This window comes from Micromonospora sp. CV4, assembly GCF_003667455.1.
Classification (GTDB): Bacteria; Actinomycetota; Actinomycetes; order Mycobacteriales; family Micromonosporaceae; genus Micromonospora.
The window spans coordinates 21,664-39,306 of sequence record NZ_RCVI01000199.1; the positions used below are offsets into that span (position 1 = coordinate 21,664).

At 73.9% G+C, this 17,643-nt stretch carries 18 protein-coding genes; 7 read left to right on the forward strand and 11 right to left on the reverse strand.

Annotated elements, in window-relative coordinates; genetic code table 11:
• The first annotated feature begins 30 nt into the window (after window positions 1–30).
• Window positions 31–1,533 (forward strand): glycosyltransferase family 39 protein, encoded by a 1,503-nt coding sequence (locus EAD98_RS06795; protein WP_121653197.1) that lies wholly within the window; start codon window positions 31–33, stop codon window positions 1,531–1,533.
• 260 nt (window positions 1,534–1,793) lie between these two features.
• Here EAD98_RS06795 and EAD98_RS06800 read toward each other — a convergent pair whose 3' ends face one another.
• Both EAD98_RS06800 and EAD98_RS06805 read right to left on the reverse strand, forming a co-directional pair.
• Window positions 1,794–3,371 carry a PAS domain-containing sensor histidine kinase gene (locus tag EAD98_RS06800; protein ID WP_121653198.1) on the reverse strand — a complete coding sequence of 526 codons (1,578 nt, stop codon included), beginning with the start codon at window positions 3,369–3,371 and terminating at the stop codon, window positions 1,794–1,796.
• A gap of 25 nt (window positions 3,372–3,396) precedes the next feature.
• Window positions 3,397–4,428, reverse strand: coding sequence for an SIS domain-containing protein (locus tag EAD98_RS06805; RefSeq protein WP_121653199.1), 1,032 nt, complete (start codon window positions 4,426–4,428; stop codon window positions 3,397–3,399).
• Window positions 4,429–4,592: 164 nt separating this feature from the next.
• Here EAD98_RS06805 and EAD98_RS06810 point away from each other — a divergent pair, with 164 nt between their 5' ends.
• Complete coding sequence (locus EAD98_RS06810) at window positions 4,593–6,455, forward strand: tetratricopeptide repeat protein (protein ID WP_121653200.1); 1,863 nt, start codon at window positions 4,593–4,595, stop codon at window positions 6,453–6,455.
• A 63-nt stretch (window positions 6,456–6,518) separates the two neighbouring features.
• On the opposite strand, the gene EAD98_RS06815 is transcribed toward EAD98_RS06810, so the two are convergent.
• A complete protein-coding gene (locus EAD98_RS06815; protein WP_121653201.1) occupies window positions 6,519–8,096 on the reverse strand; it encodes an MDR family MFS transporter in 1,578 nt (525 codons plus the stop codon).
• A 112-nt stretch (window positions 8,097–8,208) separates the two neighbouring features.
• Between EAD98_RS06815 and EAD98_RS06820 the strand changes: the two genes are divergently transcribed.
• The gene (locus tag EAD98_RS06820; protein WP_121653202.1) at window positions 8,209–8,820 is read left to right on the forward strand and encodes a TetR/AcrR family transcriptional regulator; all 612 of its coding nucleotides are present in this window, start codon (window positions 8,209–8,211) and stop codon (window positions 8,818–8,820) included.
• Window positions 8,821–8,866: 46 nt separating this feature from the next.
• On the opposite strand, the gene EAD98_RS06825 is transcribed toward EAD98_RS06820, so the two are convergent.
• The 8 genes from EAD98_RS06825 to EAD98_RS06860 all read right to left on the reverse strand — a co-directional run bounded on the left by EAD98_RS06825 (window position 8,867) and on the right by EAD98_RS06860 (window position 13,322).
• Window positions 8,867–9,376 (reverse strand): GNAT family N-acetyltransferase, encoded by a 510-nt coding sequence (locus EAD98_RS06825; protein ID WP_121653203.1) that lies wholly within the window; start codon window positions 9,374–9,376, stop codon window positions 8,867–8,869.
• Window positions 9,373–9,594: a biotin/lipoyl-binding carrier protein gene (locus EAD98_RS06830; RefSeq protein ID WP_199723320.1), complete on the reverse strand. Its 222-nt coding sequence runs from the start codon at window positions 9,592–9,594 to the stop codon at window positions 9,373–9,375. Before EAD98_RS06830 ends, EAD98_RS06825 begins: the two co-directional genes overlap by 4 nt.
• Window positions 9,595–9,801: 207 nt before the next feature.
• Complete coding sequence (locus EAD98_RS31750; protein ID WP_255421217.1) at window positions 9,802–9,933, reverse strand: hypothetical protein; 132 nt, start codon at window positions 9,931–9,933, stop codon at window positions 9,802–9,804.
• A 75-nt stretch (window positions 9,934–10,008) separates the two neighbouring features.
• Window positions 10,009–10,296: a mycothiol system anti-sigma-R factor gene (gene rsrA, locus EAD98_RS06840; RefSeq protein ID WP_121653206.1), complete on the reverse strand. Its 288-nt coding sequence runs from the start codon at window positions 10,294–10,296 to the stop codon at window positions 10,009–10,011.
• Between the two features lies 1 nt (window position 10,297).
• Window positions 10,298–11,125, reverse strand: coding sequence for a sigma-70 family RNA polymerase sigma factor (locus tag EAD98_RS06845; RefSeq protein WP_121653207.1), 828 nt, complete (start codon window positions 11,123–11,125; stop codon window positions 10,298–10,300).
• Between the two features lie 225 nt (window positions 11,126–11,350).
• Entirely contained in the window at window positions 11,351–11,968 is a 618-nt protein-coding gene (locus EAD98_RS06850) for an alpha/beta family hydrolase (RefSeq protein WP_121653208.1), read from the reverse strand.
• A 53-nt stretch (window positions 11,969–12,021) separates the two neighbouring features.
• Entirely contained in the window at window positions 12,022–12,414 is a 393-nt protein-coding gene (locus EAD98_RS06855) for a WhiB family transcriptional regulator (RefSeq protein ID WP_121653209.1), read from the reverse strand.
• A gap of 197 nt (window positions 12,415–12,611) precedes the next feature.
• Window positions 12,612–13,322: an SOS response-associated peptidase gene (locus tag EAD98_RS06860; RefSeq protein ID WP_121653210.1), complete on the reverse strand. Its 711-nt coding sequence runs from the start codon at window positions 13,320–13,322 to the stop codon at window positions 12,612–12,614.
• 101 nt (window positions 13,323–13,423) lie between these two features.
• On the opposite strand from EAD98_RS06860, the gene aroA reads away from it, so the two are divergent.
• The 4 genes from aroA to EAD98_RS06880 all read left to right on the forward strand — a co-directional run bounded on the left by aroA (window position 13,424) and on the right by EAD98_RS06880 (window position 17,618).
• Window positions 13,424–14,725, forward strand: coding sequence for a 3-phosphoshikimate 1-carboxyvinyltransferase (aroA, locus tag EAD98_RS06865; RefSeq protein ID WP_121653211.1), 1,302 nt, complete (start codon window positions 13,424–13,426; stop codon window positions 14,723–14,725).
• Between the two features lie 121 nt (window positions 14,726–14,846).
• Window positions 14,847–15,857 carry a ribosome small subunit-dependent GTPase A gene (rsgA, locus tag EAD98_RS06870; protein WP_199723317.1) on the forward strand — a complete coding sequence of 337 codons (1,011 nt, stop codon included), beginning with the start codon at window positions 14,847–14,849 and terminating at the stop codon, window positions 15,855–15,857.
• A gap of 28 nt (window positions 15,858–15,885) precedes the next feature.
• Complete coding sequence (gene hisN / locus EAD98_RS06875; RefSeq protein ID WP_121653213.1) at window positions 15,886–16,704, forward strand: histidinol-phosphatase; 819 nt, start codon at window positions 15,886–15,888, stop codon at window positions 16,702–16,704.
• A 26-nt stretch (window positions 16,705–16,730) separates the two neighbouring features.
• Entirely contained in the window at window positions 16,731–17,618 is an 888-nt protein-coding gene (locus EAD98_RS06880) for a hypothetical protein (RefSeq protein ID WP_121653214.1), read from the forward strand.
• Window positions 17,619–17,643: the final 25 nt, after the last annotated feature.

Below are 17,643 nucleotides of genomic sequence, written 5' to 3' on the forward strand. Positions count from 1 at the left end.
GACCGGGGGTGGCCGTGGCAGGCTCAGATCGTGGGCATATTGTCCGAATCGACCGGAACGCGACGGAGCCGGCTCCGTCGCGTTCCGGTCTGGGTTCCCCCGGCGGTGCTGACCCTGGTGGTCACTTGCACCGGGCTGGGCTCTGCTCAGCTCTGGCGCGACGAGCTGGCCACCTGGAGCGCCGCCACCCGGTCCCCCGGCGACCTGGCCCGGTTGGCCGGCACCATCGACGCCGCCACCGGCCCGTACTACCTGCTGATGCACGGCTGGCTCACGCTCGTCGGCGACTCCGCGGTGGCCCTGCGCGTGCCGGCGGCGCTGGCGATGACCGTCGCGGCCGGGCTGCTCGGCGTGCTCGGCGCACAGCTTGTCGACCGGCGCACCGGCCTGTTCGCCGGGCTGCTCTTCGCCCTGCTCCCCGGCACCTCCCGGTACGGGCAGGAGGCCCGCCCGTACGCCCTGGCCACCGCGCTCGCGGTCCTCGCCACCCTGCTGCTGGTGATCGCGCTGCGCCGGCCCGGCTGGGCCCGCTGGGCCGGGTACGCCGCCGCCGTGGCCGCGCTCGGGCTCACCCACCTGATCGCGCTCACGCTGCTCGCCGCACACGCGCTGGTCGTGCTGGTCACGTGGTGGCGGGGCTCCGTCGCGGCCGGGGTTGCCGGGTCGGACGGGACCGGCGGGCCGGATCGGCGAGCAGGGCGGTGGGCGGTCGCGCTGCTGCCGACCGCGCTGCTGGTCGGCCCGCTGCTGTTGAAGGCCGGCATGCAGCGTTCCCGGCAGTTGGACTGGGTCGATCCCGCCCGGCTGGACGACCTGGCCGCGCTGCCCGGCGGGGTGGCCCAGAGCAGCGTGGTGGGCGGCCTGCTGGTCGGCCTCGCCGCCCTCGGCGCGGCCCACCTCGGCCGACGCGCCCTGCTGCCGGCGAGCACGGTGCTGCTGCCCGTACTGCTGCTCTTCGCCGCCGGCACGGTCGTGCCGCTGTGGGTACCCCGGTATCTGGTCTTCGTGGTGCCCTTCGTCTGCCTGCTGGCCGGCGCGGCGCTGGCCGGCGTGTCCGCCCCGGCCGCGTTGGCCGTGGTGCTCCTCGCCGGGCTGCTCGGCCTACCCGACCAGGCGGCGCTGCGGCGGACCCACGAGTGGCCTCGCAGCGCCCCGGTGGACTACGCGGGTGCCGCCCGGGTGATCGCCGACGGGCAGCGGCCCGGGGACGCCGTGGTCTACTCGCCCCGGGAAAGCTGGCTCTTCCTCGATCTGGGCGTCGAGTACCACCTGGCGGAGCCGCCCCGGGACGTGCTGGTCACCGAGGACGAGGTCCGCCGGGGCGACCTGTGGGCCGCCGAGTGCCCGCGACCGGCGCGTTGCCTGGCCGACGCGCCACGGGTGTGGCTGGTCGTCGCCGGGCGGCACGCCGATCCGCTGGCAACCGTGCCGGGCGCCAAGGGCGACGCGCTGCGCGCGGACTTCACCGTCACGCAGGCGTGGCAGCGCCCCGGCCTGACCGTCGCCCTGCTGACCCGCCGCCCCGGGCGCTGACCTGACCGGACCTGGCCTGGACCTGGCCTGGACCTGGCCTGACCGGACCTGGCCTGACCGGACCTGGCCTGACCTGACCTGGCCTGGCCGGACCTGGCCGCCCGGCGGCGCGCGGTCAGGCCGGGCGGAGGGCCTTCGGGCCCGGCCCACCTTGGTGAGCGCTATACCTCGGAGGCATAAATATGACTCACAGGTATGGCGCTCATCCGCCTGCCCGCGCCTGGAGCCGACCCGCCCGGGCGCGCGACACCCAAGGTCGGTCAGGGTTGCGACCGGCCGTCGGGCGCGCTGCGGGCCAGCGGCACGACCAGCACCGCCTCGGTGCCGCCGTTGGCGCCGGCCCGCAACTCGATGGTGCCGCGCAACTCCCCGGTGACCAGCGCCCGGACGATCTGGAGGCCGAGCCGGCTGCCGCTCTCGGCGTCGAAATCCGGCGGGAGCCCGCGCCCGTTGTCCGCCACCGATACGTGCAGCATCTTGCGGAACCGGTGCGCCGAGACCACCACCTCCGGCCGGGTCGACGGGTCGGTCGCGGGGACGACGACGACGGGCGCCGCGTCGGGGATGTCCGCCTCGTCGGCCGGTGGGAAACCGTGCTCGACGGCGTTGAGCAGCAACTCGTTGAGGACCATCACCAGGGAGGTGGCGATCTCCGCCGGCAGCACGCCGAAGCTGCCCCGCCGCCGCATGCCGACGCTCACCTCGGTCGCCGCGACCTCGGTCGCCGCGCTCGCCACGCGGTCGACGATGCCGTCGAACTCGACCGCCTCGTCGCTGGACATGGAGAGCGTCTCGTGGACCAGGGCGATCGAGGCGACCCGACGGACCGACTCCTCCAGCGCGACCCGGGCCTCCGGCATCGAAACCCGACGGGCCTGCAACCGCAGCAGAGCGGCCACCGTCTGGAGGTTGTTCTTCACCCGGTGGTGGATCTCCCGGATGGTGGCGTCCTTGGTGATCAGCGCCCGGTCCCGGCGACGGACCTCGGTGATGTCCCGGACCAGCACCAGCGCGCCGATCGGCACCCCGGCGGGCATCAGCGGCAGCGCCCGGGTGAGCATCGTGGCGCCACGCGCGTCGATCTCCCGCCGGGGCGGCGCCTCGCCACGCAGCGCGGCCAGGATGCCGTTCGCCGCCTCGGTGCCGTCCAGCGGGTCACCGGCCAGCCGGCGGTGCAGCGCGGCCAGATCCTCCCCCACCAGGTGGGAGGCGTAGCCCAACCGGCGGTACGCGGACTGCGCGTTCGGGCTCGCGTAGGTGACCTTGCCGCCGGCGTCGAGCCGGACCAGGCCGTCGCCGACCCGGGGCGCGGAGGTGGTCTCGCCCGGATGCCGGGGCGGTGGGAAGGTGCCGTCCGCGATCATCTGCGCCAGGTCGTCGGCCGTGGTCAGGTAGTTCAGCTCCAGCTGGCTGGGGGTACGCGCGGTGGAGAGGTTGGTGTCCCGTCCCACCACGGCGATCACCTCGCCGGCCTCCCCCTCGGCGGTACGCAGCCGGACCGGGATCGCCTCGTGCCGCGCCGGGACGTCGCCGTACCAGACCGGGTCGCCCTCCCGCCAGATCCGGCCCTGGGAGTAGGCCACTTCGAGGTGGGCCACCTCCGGCCCGCCGACGATCCGCCCCACCTGGTCGTCCTGGTACGCGGTCGGGGCGGTCGTCGGGCGGACCTGGGCGACGCAGAGGAACGTGCCGTCCGCGTCGACCGGCACCCAGAGCAGCAGATCGGCGAAGGACAGGTCGGAGAGCAACTGCCAGTCGCCGGCGATCCGGTGCAGGTGGTCGATGTCGGCCGGACGGAGACGGGTGTGCTCCTCGGCGAGGTCGCGCAGCGTGGACACGATGACCAGCGTGCCACGCCGCGTCTCACATCGTCGCGGTGACCTTCTTCAGCCCGCGCGGCGCATCCGGATCTTCGCCCCGGGTCAGCGCCAACGCCAACGCCAGCCGCTGCAACGGCAGGATGTCCAGCAGCGGGGCGTACCGCTCGTCGACCTCGGGAACGGCGAGCCGGGTCGCGCCCGGCACGTCGGCGGAGCCGACCACCACCACGTCGGCGCGGCGTTCACCGAGGCGGGGCAGCACCTCGCCCATCGACCGGCCACCCGGGCCCGAGCCGACCACGGCGAGCACCGGGACCTCCGGGTCGGTCATCGCGAGTGGACCGTGCAGCAGGTCGGCGCCGGAGAAGGCGAGAGCCGGCAGGTACGAGGTCTCCATCAGCTTCAGGGCGGCCTCCCGCGCGGTCGGGTAGGCGTACCCGCGCCCGGTGGTGACCAGCTGACGGGCGAAGCGGTAGCGCGGAGCGAGCTGCGCCGGGGTGTCGTCGGCCAGGGTGCGGGCCGCCAGTTCGGGCAGCGCGGCGAGCGCCTCCCGCTCCGCGGCCGGGAGCACGCCGTCGCCGGCCCGGATCCCCTCGACGAGCATCAGCAGGGCGAGCAGCTCGGCGGTGTACGTCTTGGTGGCGGCCACCGCCCGCTCGTGCCCGGCGGCGATGTCGATGCTCAGCTCGGCCACCTCGACCAGCGGGGACCCCGGGGCGTTGGTCACCGCGAGGGTCAGCGCACCGGAGGCACGCGCGGCGCGCAGCACCTCGGCCAGGTCGGGCGAGCCCCCGCTCTGGCTGACCCCGACGACCAGCGCGTCGGACAGGTCGGGGCGGGCGCCGAACAGGGTGACCGCGCTGGGCGAGGCGAGCCCGGCGGGGAGCCCGAGCCGGATCTCGGCCAGGTACGCCCCGTAGAGGGCCGCGTGGTCGGAGGTGCCCCGGGCGGTGAAGACCACGTGCCGCGGCCGCCGCTCAGCGACGGCGGCCGCAACCCGGGCGACCTCCCCGGCGTTGGCGGTGGAGAGCAGGCGCGCGTAGCCGGCCGGCTGCTCCTCGATGTCGGCGGCCATCCCGGCCCCTGCACGCGTCACGGACACTCCCCCCTTGCGCGGTTTCCGCGCGTTTCCTGCTCAGTCTTGCACCTTTGAAAGTATCTGAGCAATCGAACGAGCAGTAGTGCGCAGTTGATCACCGAATGATCTCAATATCAACTAGGCTTGCCCCGCTCCACCCGATGTCGCTGCGACGAGAGGACGACGTGCCCGAGGGAAGGGACGACCCCGCGCTCTCCGCGACGGAGGAGCTGGCCCTGGCCCGGCTGGCACTGGACGAGGGCGACCTGCACCACGCCGCCGGCCACCTCGCCGGCGCGCTGGCCCGGGCGCCCACCCTGCCGGAGGTGCACGAGACGTTGGCCCGGCTGGCCGCGGTCGGCAAGGGCGGGCTGGACCTCTTCCCGATCAACCACCACACCTTCGTCGGCGCGGTCGTCGCCCGCGCCCACCTGCTGGCCGCCGCCGGCCGTCCGGCCGAGGGGCTGGAACTGTTGGCCGCGGCCACCGGGTACGCGCCCGGCACGGAGTGGGCCGGCGTTCCGTGGGTGATCGCACCCGAGCTCGCCGAGCGACTGGACCCGGAGCACGTCGCCCGGGTCCTCATGCAGGTCTGCGCCGCGTTGCCCGACCCGGTGCCACGCGTCGGCCGGGCCGCGCTGACGCCGTACCTCACGCTGGCCCGCAACGCGGTCACCGTCCGCCCCGAGCACGGTCTGCTGCTGGGCGCGGCGTCCGCGCTGGCCAGGCGGCTCGGCGAGGTCACGCTGGCGATCCGCTGGGCCAGCCGGGGGGTACGGTCCCAGCCGTCGAAGATGGGCGAGGTCTGGCTCGGGTACGCGTACCGCAGCGCCGGCCGCACCCGCGACGCCCTCGCGGCGCTCGGCCGGGCCGTCGCGTTGGACCCCGACGACCTGGCCATCTACGCGGACATCGCGGGCACCCTGGCCGAGACCGGCCGGCTGGACGAGGCGCTGGAGTGGACCGAGCGGGCGCTCGCCCGGGACCCGTCGTTCGACTGCGCGGTGCACACCGCCCACCGCCTGCGGCATCTGCGCGACGGCGACCTCGCCCACCTGGTGGCGCTCGCCGACTTCGTCCGCGACCATCCGGACGACAGCCACGAGCACGGCGACCTGGCCCAGTGCTGTCGCGGTCGGCCGTGGCTCGGCCAGCTGACGCCGGCCGGGGGCCCGCTGGTCGATGCTCTGCGCCAGGCGGTTGCCGACGACGACAACGGTGTCGGCAGTGCCGTACGCCTTCTGGCGGCAGCCCCGCCGAGCGCCGTGCGGACGGCCACGTCGGCGGCGCCCGGGCTGCGGATCGAGGTCACCGGCACGCCGCAGCCGGACCCGCGGGAACCGCGGCGGGCGTCCACGCGGCGGCTGTGGCACTACGCGGACAGCGTTCCGACGCCCGCGCTGCCGGCGCCCTCGGCGGCGGCGGTCGAGCGGATCGGGCAGGTCGCCCACCCGGCGTGGCCGCACCCGCCGGCGGCCTACGACGCGGCGGTCGGTCTGGCCGGCCTGGACGTGGCCGACCTGCTCGGGCTGCTCGTGCACCCACCGACGGCGCCGGCGAACGCGGTGGGCCGGCTCCTGGCCGCCCACGACCCGTCGGTCTGGGTACGCGGCGTGCAGGTGTGGGCCTGCCTGGGGCTGCTGCACCACCGCACCGACGAGCCGTGGGAGGACTCGACCCGGCGCCGGGTGCTGCTGGACCTGGTCTGGGGCGTGGAGGACTGGGTCACCGAGGCGGCGTTGTTCGCCCTGGTCACCGCCGCCTGGGTGGACCCGGCGGTGCGATCGGACGTGGCCCGGGTGGTGGCCGAGCGGCTGGCCGACGCGGCGGCGGTGGCCCGGGCCCGCCCGGTTCCGATCGCCGTCTCCCTGGCCCACCTGGCGTTGGCCGCCCCGGCACTGGACCCGGCCACCGCCGCGCTCGCCACCGAACTGCTCGGCGACCAGCCACCCGGGCTCCCGCGCCCCCGCAACCCGCTCCGCCGCCTCTGGCGACGCCTCACCGCCGCACGCCACCGCCCCTGATTTCGTAGAAAAGACGCGCCGCGCCGCCCCGGAGGGACAGCGCGGCGCGGCGGTGTGTCGGCGTCAGGCGACCGGAGCCTTGCCGAGAGCGATCTCGGCCTCCTCCTCCGGGGTGGCCTGCGTCGGCGCCTCGTTCGCGGTGCGCAGCGGGATCTCCTTGATGAACCAGGCGAGCACCGGAATCGCGATGGTGAACAGCACCGCCCAGAGGAAGACGTGCGAGATCGCGTCGGCGAGGCCACCGAGCACCAGTTCGCGCGCCTGCGCGGGCAGCGCCTTGAGCTTCGCCAGGTCCATTCCGCCACCCTCGCCACCGAAGGCCCCACCGGCGGCGGAGTCGGCCAACCGGCTGGCGAAGATCGCGCCGAACAGCGAGATGCCGAACGAACCGCCGATCGACCGGAAGAAGGTGGCCGCGCCACTGGCCGCGCCGAGGTCCTTCTGCTCCACGCTGTTCTGCGCGATCAGCATGGAGGTCTGCATGAGGAAGCCCATGCCGGCGCCCAGCACGATCATGTACAGCGAGGACTGGAGCTTGCTGGTGTCGGTGTCGAGCAGGGTCAGCAGCCCCATGCCCGTGGCCATCACCACGCCGCCGATGATCGGGTACGCCCGGTACCGGCCGGTCTTCGTGATCGCCCGGCCGATGACCAGCGAGACGACCAGCATGCCGAACATCAGCGGCAGCAGCAGCAGGCCACTGTTGGTCGCGGAGGCCCCCTGCACGGTCTGCTGGTAGAGCGGCAGGAAGTTCATCGCGCCGAACATCGCGAACCCGAGCAGGAAGCCGATCAGCGAGATCAGCGCGAAGTTGCGGTTGGCGAAGAGTCCCAGCGGGAGGATCGGCTCCGGAACCCGGCGTTCCACCAGGCCGAACGCCACCAGCGCGAGCACGGACAGCACGGCCAGGCCGAGGATCTGCGGGGACGTCCAGTCGTACTCGTTGCCGCCCCAGGTGGTGATCAGCACGATCGCGGTGATGCCGACCGAGAGGAGCCCGGCGCCGAGCCAGTCGATCCGGTGCTCGGTGCGGTACTTCGGCAGGTGCATGGTGGTGATCAGCAGCAGCAGCGCGACGCCGCCCAGCGGCAGGTTGACGTAGAACGCCCAGCGCCAGGAGAGGTGGTCGGTGATGAAGCCGCCGACCAGCGGACCGGCCACCATGGCGATGGCCATGATCCCGGCGATCATGCCCTGGTAGCGCCCACGCTCGCGGGGCGGCACCAGGTCGCCGATGATCGCCATCACGCCGACCATGAGGCCACCGGCGCCGAGACCCTGCACGGCCCGGAAGGCGATGAGCTGCACCATGCCGTCCTGGGGGCCGCCCAACATGCCCGAGCCCGCCATGCCGCAGAGCGCGGAGCCGAGCAGGAAGATGCCGACCGAGGTCAGGAAGACCGACTTGCGCCCGTAGAGGTCACCGAGCTTGCCCCAGATCGGGGTGGAGACGGTGGTGCCGAGGACGTACGCGGTGACCACCCAGGTGAAGTGGTCGAGGCCGCCGAACTCGCCCACGATCCGCGGCAGCGCGGTGCTGACGATCATATTGTCGAGCATCGCGAGCATCATCGCGATCATGAGGCCGAACAGCACGACCCGTACGTTGGGTCGCGCGCCGGCCTGGGTTGCCTGAGTCATGGGTAAGCTCCCCCCGAGGATTGCCACACTTACTTGCCGCCCGGCTAGTCACCTTACTAGCCGCACGGTAAGTTGGGCACCAAGTGACGGTCAAGCCAATTGGAGGGCGTGGGTGAGGGAGAGCACAGGCGGCACCCGTGAGCGGATCAAGGCCGTCGCGCTGGAGCTCTTCACCGAGCAGGGGTACGAGAAGACCTCGCTGCGCGAGATCGCCGAGCGGCTCAACGTCACAAAGGCCGCGCTCTACTACCACTTCAAGAGCAAGGACGACATCGTCGCCAGCTTCGTCGAGGACCGGCTGGAGCGGATGGACGCGCTGACCACCTGGGCCGAGTCGCAGCCGGCGACCCTGGCCACCCGGCGCGCGCTGATCTCCCGGTACGCCGACACGATGTTCGCCGGCGACCAGCCGTCGGTGATGCGCTTCTTCGAGCAGAACCAGACCGTGCTCAAGAGCCTCGCCTCCGGCCAGCAGATGCGCGGCCGGATGATGCAGCTGGCCAGCGCGCTCTGCCGGGGCGACGACTCGCCCACCGCCCAGCTGCGCGCCGTGCTGTCGCTGTTCGCCGTGCACAGCAGCTGGTTCGCCGTCCGCGCGCCGAACATCACCGACGACGAGCGCCGCCGGATCGCGCTGGAGGTGGCCGACGAGCTGCTGGCCGCGATCGGCGCGGAGCCCGACGAGAGTGACGCGGGGGTCGCCTCGGCAAGCCCGCAGGGCTGACCGACAGGCGGGTCAGCCGAGCCCGCAGGGCTGACCGACCGGCGGGTCAGCCGCGGGGCAGCTCCAGCCGCAGGCCGAGCAGGTCCACGCCCGCCACCGGCGACCAGTCCTTCTCCGGGCACCGCACGAAGCCGAGCCGCTCGTACAGCCGGTGCGCCGAGACGGCCATCCCCGCACGGACGCAGATCACCACGGCCGCGCAGCCCAGCTCGGCCGCGCGGTCGACGCACGCCCGGGCCAGCGCCGCGCCCACGCCCCGGCCCTGCGCGGCCGGGTCGACCGCGAGCATCCGGAACTCCGCCTCGCCCGGCCCGGACAGCTCGGCGAACGGGGTGCCCGGCAGCACGAAGGTCACCGAGCCGAGCACCGCGCCGGTCGCCTCGTCCACCGCGACCAGCACCTCACCACTGGTGGCCCGGGTCGACACGTCGGCCAGCACCGCGCCGTACCCGTGCTCGCCCTTGAGCTGGCCGTCCGCCTCGTACGCGGCCACCGTCAGCCGGGCCACCGCCGGGAAGTCGGCCGGGTCGGCGAGCCGGACCAGCAGCCCGCTCAATCGATCACCGCGATGAGGTCGCCGTCCTGCACGACGTCACCCTCGTTGACGGCGAGCTGCTTGAGCACACCGTCGGACTCGGCGACGACGGGGATCTCCATCTTCATCGACTCGAGGATCACCAGGGTGTCGCCCTCGGACACGGTGTCGCCGGCCGAAGCGACGACCTTCCAGACGTTCGCCACCATCTCGGCGCGGATCTCCTCGGCCATGTCCAGGCCCTCCCTTTTCCCGATGTGCCTGTCGACGTATCCAATCATGCGGCGGCCTGCGGCGGGCGCGGAGCGGTGCGGCCCAAGGGGCCGGGACCGCCCCGCCGGAAGGCGTCGGGTGCCGGCCGCACTACCATCAGCGGGTCGGACCCGACGCCGGGCGGCCGGTGGGTACACCGGCGCCGAGGCCGCGCGCAGGGCGGATCCGACCCATCACGAGGAGGTCAGCATGGCGAAGAAGTCCCGGAAGAAGAAGGCCCGTAAGAAGAGCGCCGCGAACCACGGCAAGCGTCCCAACTCCTGAACGGGCCGGCGGGCCGACGGCCCGTCACCGGTCAGACCCACCCGGCGGACGCCGGGAACGCCGGTGGCCCGGGTCGAGATCGACCCGGGCCACCGGTTTGTCCGTTACGCCGACGCTCAGTCGGCCAGTTCGCGGGAATCGCTGGTCTCGAAGACCACCAGCTCGGTGAGCTTGACGCGTAGCCTCTCGCGCAGCTCGCTCGGCGCGGTCTCGTTGCCGCAGCAACGCGCCACCAGCGCCCGCACCTCCTGCTCCAGCCCGTACTCGCGCAGGCACGGCCCGCACTCGTCGAGGTGGTGCCGGATCAGCGTGCGCCGCTCGTCGGCGCACTCCAGATCCAGGTAGAGGTAGACCTCCGCGAGCACCTCACGGCAGTCCGTCTCGTGCGGCTCCCCACAGCTCACGTCACACCTCCCGGCCGGCAGCGGCAGCGGTCGAACCCTTCGAGGAGCGGGCCGCACTGAAGCCCCGTTCCGCGGCGTACTGCTCGAGCAGCTTGCGCAGATTACGACGGCCCCGGTGCAGACGCGACATCACGGTGCCGATCGGCGTGCCCATGATGTCGGCGACCTCCTTGTAGGAGAAGCCCTCGACGTCGGTGAGGTAGACGGCGAGCCGGAACTCCTCCGGCAACTGCTGGAGGGCCTCCTTGACGTCGCTGTCCGGCAGCCGGTCCAGAGCCTCGGTCTCCGCCGAGCGCAAACCGCTGGAGGTGTGCGACTCGGCCTCGGCGAGCTGCCAGTCGGTGATCTCCTCGGTCGGCGCCTGGATCGGCTGGCGCTGCCGCTTGCGGTAGGAGTTGATGTAGGTGTTGGTCAGGATCCGGTAGAGCCAGGCCTTCAGGTTGGTGCCCTGCTCGAACTGGTGGAAGGCGGCGTACGCCTTCAGGTACGTCTCCTGGACCAGATCCTCGGCATCCGCCGGGTTGCGCGTCATGCGCAGCCCAGCAGCGTAGAGCTGATCGACGAATGGCATCGCGTCCCGCTCGAAGCGGGCCCTGCGCTCGTCCGTCTTCTCCGTGGTCAACCGCACATCCCCTCGCGTCGGATGCTTTCCCGCCGAGGATACGCGCACGGACCTGCCCACAGATTCACTTCCGGCCGGTGTGCCCGTGCTCACCGCACCCACCCCGCCCGGTCCCGCCGTCGCGGGCCAGTCCGGGCCATCCAGCAGCTGCTTCAGCTGCCGGGCCTCCCGCTCGTCCCGTTCCCGGCTCCGTGTTTCGGTCGGCACCGGCCACCCCCTCGCAGAAAAGTCGTCCGCGGGTAGTAACGCGAGAAGGCGGGTGGGGCATTCCGGCCCGCCCTCCCGTTCCTGGTCCCGGCCCCGGCAACGGCCGGCGCTGGGACCAGGAAGGGCCTGGGAGGATGTGGCCCCGCCCGCCCGAATCGGGCCGGCGGCACCATCGGATGCAACGACCCGCGCCCGGCACCGGACACGGTTCGTCCGGCCGACCGGTCAGCGGGCCGCCCAGCCCTGGGCGCGTAGCCAGTCCCGCACGACGGCTGCCGTGCCGGCCGGATCCCTGCGCATGTCGTGGGTCTCCCCCGGCCGGGTCACCACCTGCACGGCCGGCCCCGGCTCCGGCACTCCGAACGGGTCCCGGTCGCCGTTGACCACCAGCGTCGGCAGCCCGGTGGCCAGTTCGGCGGCCCGGGAGCGCTCCGGGCGCCCGGGCGGGTGCAGCGGAAAGGCCAGCGCGACCACGCCGGCCGCGCCCACCGCGCGGGCTGTCCGGCAGGCCACCCGAGCGCCGCTGGATCGACCGCCGACCAGCAGCGTCGGGACGTCGGGCAGCCGGTCGCGCAACCCGTCGAGCACCGCCGTCCAGGCCTCGTCGAGGTGCCCGGCGGGAGCCGGCGCACGGCGGCCGGCGACCCGGTAGGGCTGGGTCACCCGCACCACCGCCAGACCGGCCGCGACGGCCGCGTCGCGCACCGCGAGCAGGTCGGGCGCGTCCACGCTGCCGCCCGCACCGTGCCCGAGCACCAGCAGGGCGGCGGCCTTCCCGACCGGCAGGTCGGTGTCGATCCGGGCCGGACCACGCGGGGTCCCGATTTCGTCGCTGGGCAGCACCGACCCATTCTGCGCTGCCCCGGCCGGCGGCCGGGACAGGACCGCGCCGGTGGTCAGCTCAGCGGGACCAGGGTGAGCAGGCGGTCCCGTACCGGCGGGCCCGCCTCGTCGACGGCGTCCGGGTCCGGCTCGACCTGGCCGCGCCAGGCCACCAGCATCGCCCGCCGCTCGCGCGGCGTCGTGCCGCCCCACACGCCGTGGCAGTCACCCACGTCCAGCGCCCAGGCCAGGCAGGACCCTTGGACGTCGCAGCTGCGGCACAGCGCGACGGCGGCGTCCGCCGGCTCGTTCGGCGCCGGAAAGAACGTTTCCGGATCAACGCTCTGGCATGTCCCTCTGGTGCGCCACGCGTCATCCTGTCGGCGGTCGTGCAAGGCCCGCAGCAGTCGCGGATCTCGCCGCGCCGCGGCCACCTCGTGCGGGCGGGGCATACGCGCCCGTGTCATCCACCCACCTCCCCCGTGGGACCGGCAAGATCGGTGGATGTCGTCCGCCCCGTGCGAATCGACACCCACTACCGGCGCTGTGTTCTATCGCACTTCCGGACACCGAGACAAGGGCCTGCCGGGAAGATGACTGAACGGCCAGGCGACGAATCACGCGCAACCCCGGCAAATCGGCGCCCGACAATGCGCACGGGCCTTCAGAAGAGGGTCAGCTCCTGCGGCGCCACCGTCGGCGCCAGCGGCACCCGGGCGATCAACTGCGGGCCGTCGTTGCGGACGTCACCCACCGCCGGCCCGACCGGACGGATCTCCAACCCGGCGAGCTGGTCGGCCGCCGGCGGGACGAGCAACCGGTCCGGCTCCTCGGTCGGCCCCAGCCACGACGACCACCGCTCGGGCGGCAGCAGCACCGGCATCCGGTCGTGCACCTCGGCCAGCTCGCCGAGCGCGGCGGTGGTCAGCACGCTGAAGGTGAGCCGGGTGTCGGCCCCGGACCCCCAGACCGACCAGATGCCGGCCAGGGCCAGCACCGAGCCGTCGGTGGGGGTCATGTAGTACGCCTGCCGCCCGCCCTCGGGATCGCGGACCCACTCGTACCAGCCGTCGGCCGGGACCAGGCAGCGGCGGCGGGCGAACGCCCCGGCGTACGCCCGGCTGGTGGCGACCGTCTCCACCCGCGCGTTGATCATCCGGGCCGCGCCGGCGGCCGACCGCGACCAGTGCGGCAGAAGGCCCCAACGGCCGACGCAGAGGCTGCGGTGCCCCTCCGGGGTGACCCGGACCAGCGGCACCGGGTCGGTCGGCGCGACGTTGTGGTCCGGCCCGATCCGGCCGTCGGTGTCGTCGGACGACTCGAACAGCGCGCTCAGCTCGCCGGAGCTTCGGGTCGTCGCGTACCTGCCGCACATGGGCACACGCTAACCCGTCGATGACGCGCCGGCTGTCCCGCCAACCGGGAGTTGGACCGCCGGTCGCCGCCGGTCGCCGGCCGACACGGCAGAATGTAACCGTGGGGAATCTGACCGCGACCCGGCCGCCTCAGCCGTGGACCGCACCAACCGCCTCCGATCCGGTGGCGGCCACGCTGCGCCTGCCCGGGTCCAAGTCGATGACCGCGCGTGCCCTGGTGCTCAGCGCGCTGGCCGCCGGCCCGTCGACGCTGGCCGGGCCGCTGCGCGCCCGGGACACCGAACTCATGGCGGCCGGCCTGCGGGCGATGGGCGCGCACATGTCGATCAGCGACGACGAGCGTTGGCTGGTCCGGCCACACCCGCTGGTCGGCCCGGCGCACGTGGACGTGGGGCTGGCCGGCACGGTGATGCGGTTCGTGCCGCCGGTCGCGGGGCTGGCCGACGGCCGGATCACCTTCGACGGCGACCCGCACGCCCGCACCCGGCCCCTCGGCCCGCTGATCGGCGCGCTGCGCTCGCTGGGCGTCCGGATCGACGTCACCGGCGCCGGCAGCCTGCCACTGACCGTGCTCGGCGCCGGCCGGATCACCGGCGGTGAGGTGGTGATCGACGCGTCCGCGTCCAGCCAACTGGTCTCCGGGCTGCTGCTCGCCGCCCCGCGCTTCGACCGGGGTGTCGTCGTGCGGCACGTCGGCCCGCCGGTGCCGTCCGCGCCGCACCTGCGGATGACGGTGCAGATGCTGCGCGCCGCCGGTGCGGCCGTCGACGACACCACCCCCGACGTGTGGACCGTCGAGCCCGGTCCGCTCACCGGTCGCGGCTGGGAGATCGAGCCGGACCTGTCCGGCGCGGTGCCGTTCTTCGCCGCCGCGCTGGTCACCGGCGGCGAGGTCACCCTCCAGGGGTGGCCCCGCAGCAGCGCCCAGCCGGTCGAACAGCTGCGCTCGCTGCTGCACCGGATGGGCGGCGAGGTCACCCTCTCCACCACCGGGCTGACCGTCCGGGGCTCCGGCGTGGTGCACGGCCTGACCGCCGACCTCTCCGACGTGAGCGAGCTGACCCCGGCGCTGACCGCGCTGGCCATGCTGGCCGACTCGCCGTCGGTCTTCACCGGCATCGGGCACATCCGCGGCCACGAGACCGACCGGCTGACCGCGCTGGCGCGGGAGTTCACCGCGCTCGGCGCCGACATCACCGAGGCGCCGGACGGGCTGGAGATCCGGCCCCGACCGCTGCGCGGCGGGGTGTTCCGCACCTACCACGACCACCGGATGGCACACGCCGCCGCGGTGGCCGGGCTGGCCGTGCCGGGCATCGAGGTCGACGACGTCGGGTGTACCTCCAAGACCATGCCCGAGTTCCCGGCACTATGGTCAGCGATGGTGACCGGCAAGAGCTGACGCGAGAAGAGGACGGGTCCTGGCGACCAGACGGCGGGAGTACGACGAGGACGACGTACGGGTCCGGCCCGGGAAGTCCTCGCGTCCGCGTACGCGTACCCGACCCCTGCACGCCGACGCGGTGGACGGCTTCGTCATCGCCGTCGACCGGGGGCGCTACACCTGTGTGCTGGCCGGGGCCGAGCACGGCGTCGCCGAGGCCGAGCTGCCCACGGTCACCGCCATGCGGGCCCGTGAGCTGGGTCGGAAGTCGGTCGTGGTGGGCGACCGGGTCGGTCTCGTCGGGGACACCTCCGGCGCGGAGGGCGCTCTCGCCCGCATCGTCCGGATCGCCGAGCGCCGCTCGGTGCTGCGCCGCACCGCCGACGACGACGAGACCACCGCCGAGGGCCGGCTGGAGCGGGTGGTGGTTGCCAACGCCGACCAGTTGGTGATCGTCAGCGCGCTGGCCGACCCGCCGCCCCGCACCGGGTTCATCGACCGCTGCCTGGTGGCCGCGTACGACGCGGACGTGGAGCCTTTGCTCTGCCTCACGAAGGCCGATCTGGCCGGCCCGGAGGAGGTGCTGGGTTACTACACCGAGCTGGAGCTGCCGTACGTGCTCAACCGCCCCGACTCCGACCTGGACGCCCTGCGCGCCCTGCTCGCCGGCCGGGTGTCGGTGCTGGTCGGGCACTCCGGGGTGGGCAAGTCGACGCTGGTCAACCGCCTCGTTCCGGACGCCGCCCGGGCGGTCGGCGTGGTCAGCGCGATCGGCCGTGGCCGGCACACCTCGACCAGCGCGGTGGCGCTGCGACTGCCGCCGGTGCCCGGCGTCGACACCGACCCGGGCTGGATCATCGACACCCCGGGGATCCGCAGCTTCGGGCTGGCCCACGTCTCCGCCGACAGCCTGCTGCACGGCTTCCCCGACCTGGTCGAGGGGACCGTCAACTGCCCACCCAACTGTCCGCACACGGCCGACGAGGCCGACTGCGGGCTGGACGCCTGGGTGGCCGCCGGCAAGGCCGACCCGCGCCGGCTGGCCTCGTACCGCCGGTTGCTCGCCTCCCGGGCCGGCGAGGGCGACGCGCGCGGCGAGACCGACCAGCGCGGGCCCGGCGAGGGCGACCGGCGCGGCCCGGACGAGTGAGCCGCCGGGCGTCGGCTAGGTTGCCGGCATGACCGGGTACGCCGATGACCTCGACCTCGCCCACCTGCTCGCCGACCGGGCCGACGCCATCTCCACGGCCCGGTTCCGCGCGCTCGACCTGCGCGTCGAGGCGAAGCCCGATCTGACCCCGGTCTCGGACGCGGACACCGCCGTGGAGCGGGAGATCCGGGCGCTGCTGGCCGAGCACCGGCCGGCCGACGGGCTGCTCGGCGAGGAGTACGGCGACCAGCCGGCCAGCGCACCCGACGGCCGGCGGTGGATCGTCGACCCGATCGACGGCACCAAGAACTTCGTCCGCGGGGTGCCGGTGTGGGCCACCCTGATCGCGCTGTTCGACGGGGACCGGCCGGTCGTCGGCGTGGTCTCCGCCCCGGCGCTGGGCCGACGCTGGTGGGCGAGCCTCGGCGCGGGCGCGTACGCCGGGCCGGGCCCCGCCGCCGGCGAGCGGATCGGGGTCTCCGCCGTGCGGCGGCTCGCCGACGCCAGCTTCTGCTACTCGTCGCTGACCGGCTGGGAGCGCGCCGGGCGGCTCGACGCGATGCTCGACCTGATGCGGACCAGTTGGCGCAGCCGGGCGTACGGCGACTTCTACGGCTACATGCTGTTGGCCGAGGGCGCACTGGACGTGATGGTCGAGCCCGAACTGTCGCTGTGGGACATGGCAGCGCTGGTGCCGATCATCACCGAGGCGGGTGGGACGGTCACGGATCTGGCCGGTCGACCGGCCCCGGCGGGCGCGCCGGGCACCGAGAGCAGCCTGGTGGCCACCAACGGTGTGCTGCACGCCGACATCCTCGCCCGGCTCGATCGACCAGCCGAGCGCTGACCCTCGGCAGCCTCTATCCTCGCCAGGTGGTTTCCTCCGGCTGGTGCTTCCTCGCGGCGATGATCGTCGCGTACGGCGTCGCCAACCTCCTTCAGTCCGTGGCCGCGGCGCGCACCACGGTGCACCACACCTTCGATCCGGGCCTGCTGCTGCGGCTGGCCGGGCACCGGACGTACCTGGTGGGGCTGAGCTGCCAGATCGGCGGCTTCGTGCTCGCCTTTCTGGCCCGGCGTGACCTGCCGCTGTTCCTGGTCCAGGCCAGTGTGGCCGCCGGGCTCGGCGTCACCGCCATCCTCGGCGTGGTGCTGTTGAAGTGGCGGTTGCCGATGGCCGAGGTGGCGCTCCTGGCGCTGCTCTTCGCCGGGATCACCGCGCTGGTGCTGGCCGCCCGGCCGGCGCCGTCGAAGCAGCTCGGCACCGCCGGTTCGGTCGCCCTGCTGGTGGCGCTCGGCGTGATCGCGGTGCTCGGCTTCTTCGCCGTCCGGTTACAGGGGTCGCCCGGTTCGGTGGCCCTCGGCTCGCTGGCCGGGCTGGCGTTCTCCTCGGCCGCGGTGGCCGCCCGGCCGCTCGCCTCCGCGCCGTCCGCCGAGGCGTTCCTCGCCGACCCGCTGTTCTACCTGCTCATCGTCCACTCGATCGTCGGTCAGCTGCTGCTCGGCCTGGCCATGCAGCGCGGCTCCACCACCGCCGCGGTCGCCGCGATGGACGCCGCCGGGGCGGTGCCGGCGGCGATCGTCGGCCTGCTGCTGCTGAACGACAAGATCTGGCCGGGTCGGGAGTGGCTGGCCGCGGTCGGCTTCCTGGTCACCCTCGCCTCGGTGATCGGGCTGACGCGGTACGCGGAGCCGCAGCACCACCACGCGAAGGCACGCCACCGCGACCGCGCCATGGTGGGCGTCGGTCAACCCGGCTGACCGACACCCACCCGCGCCGCGCCCC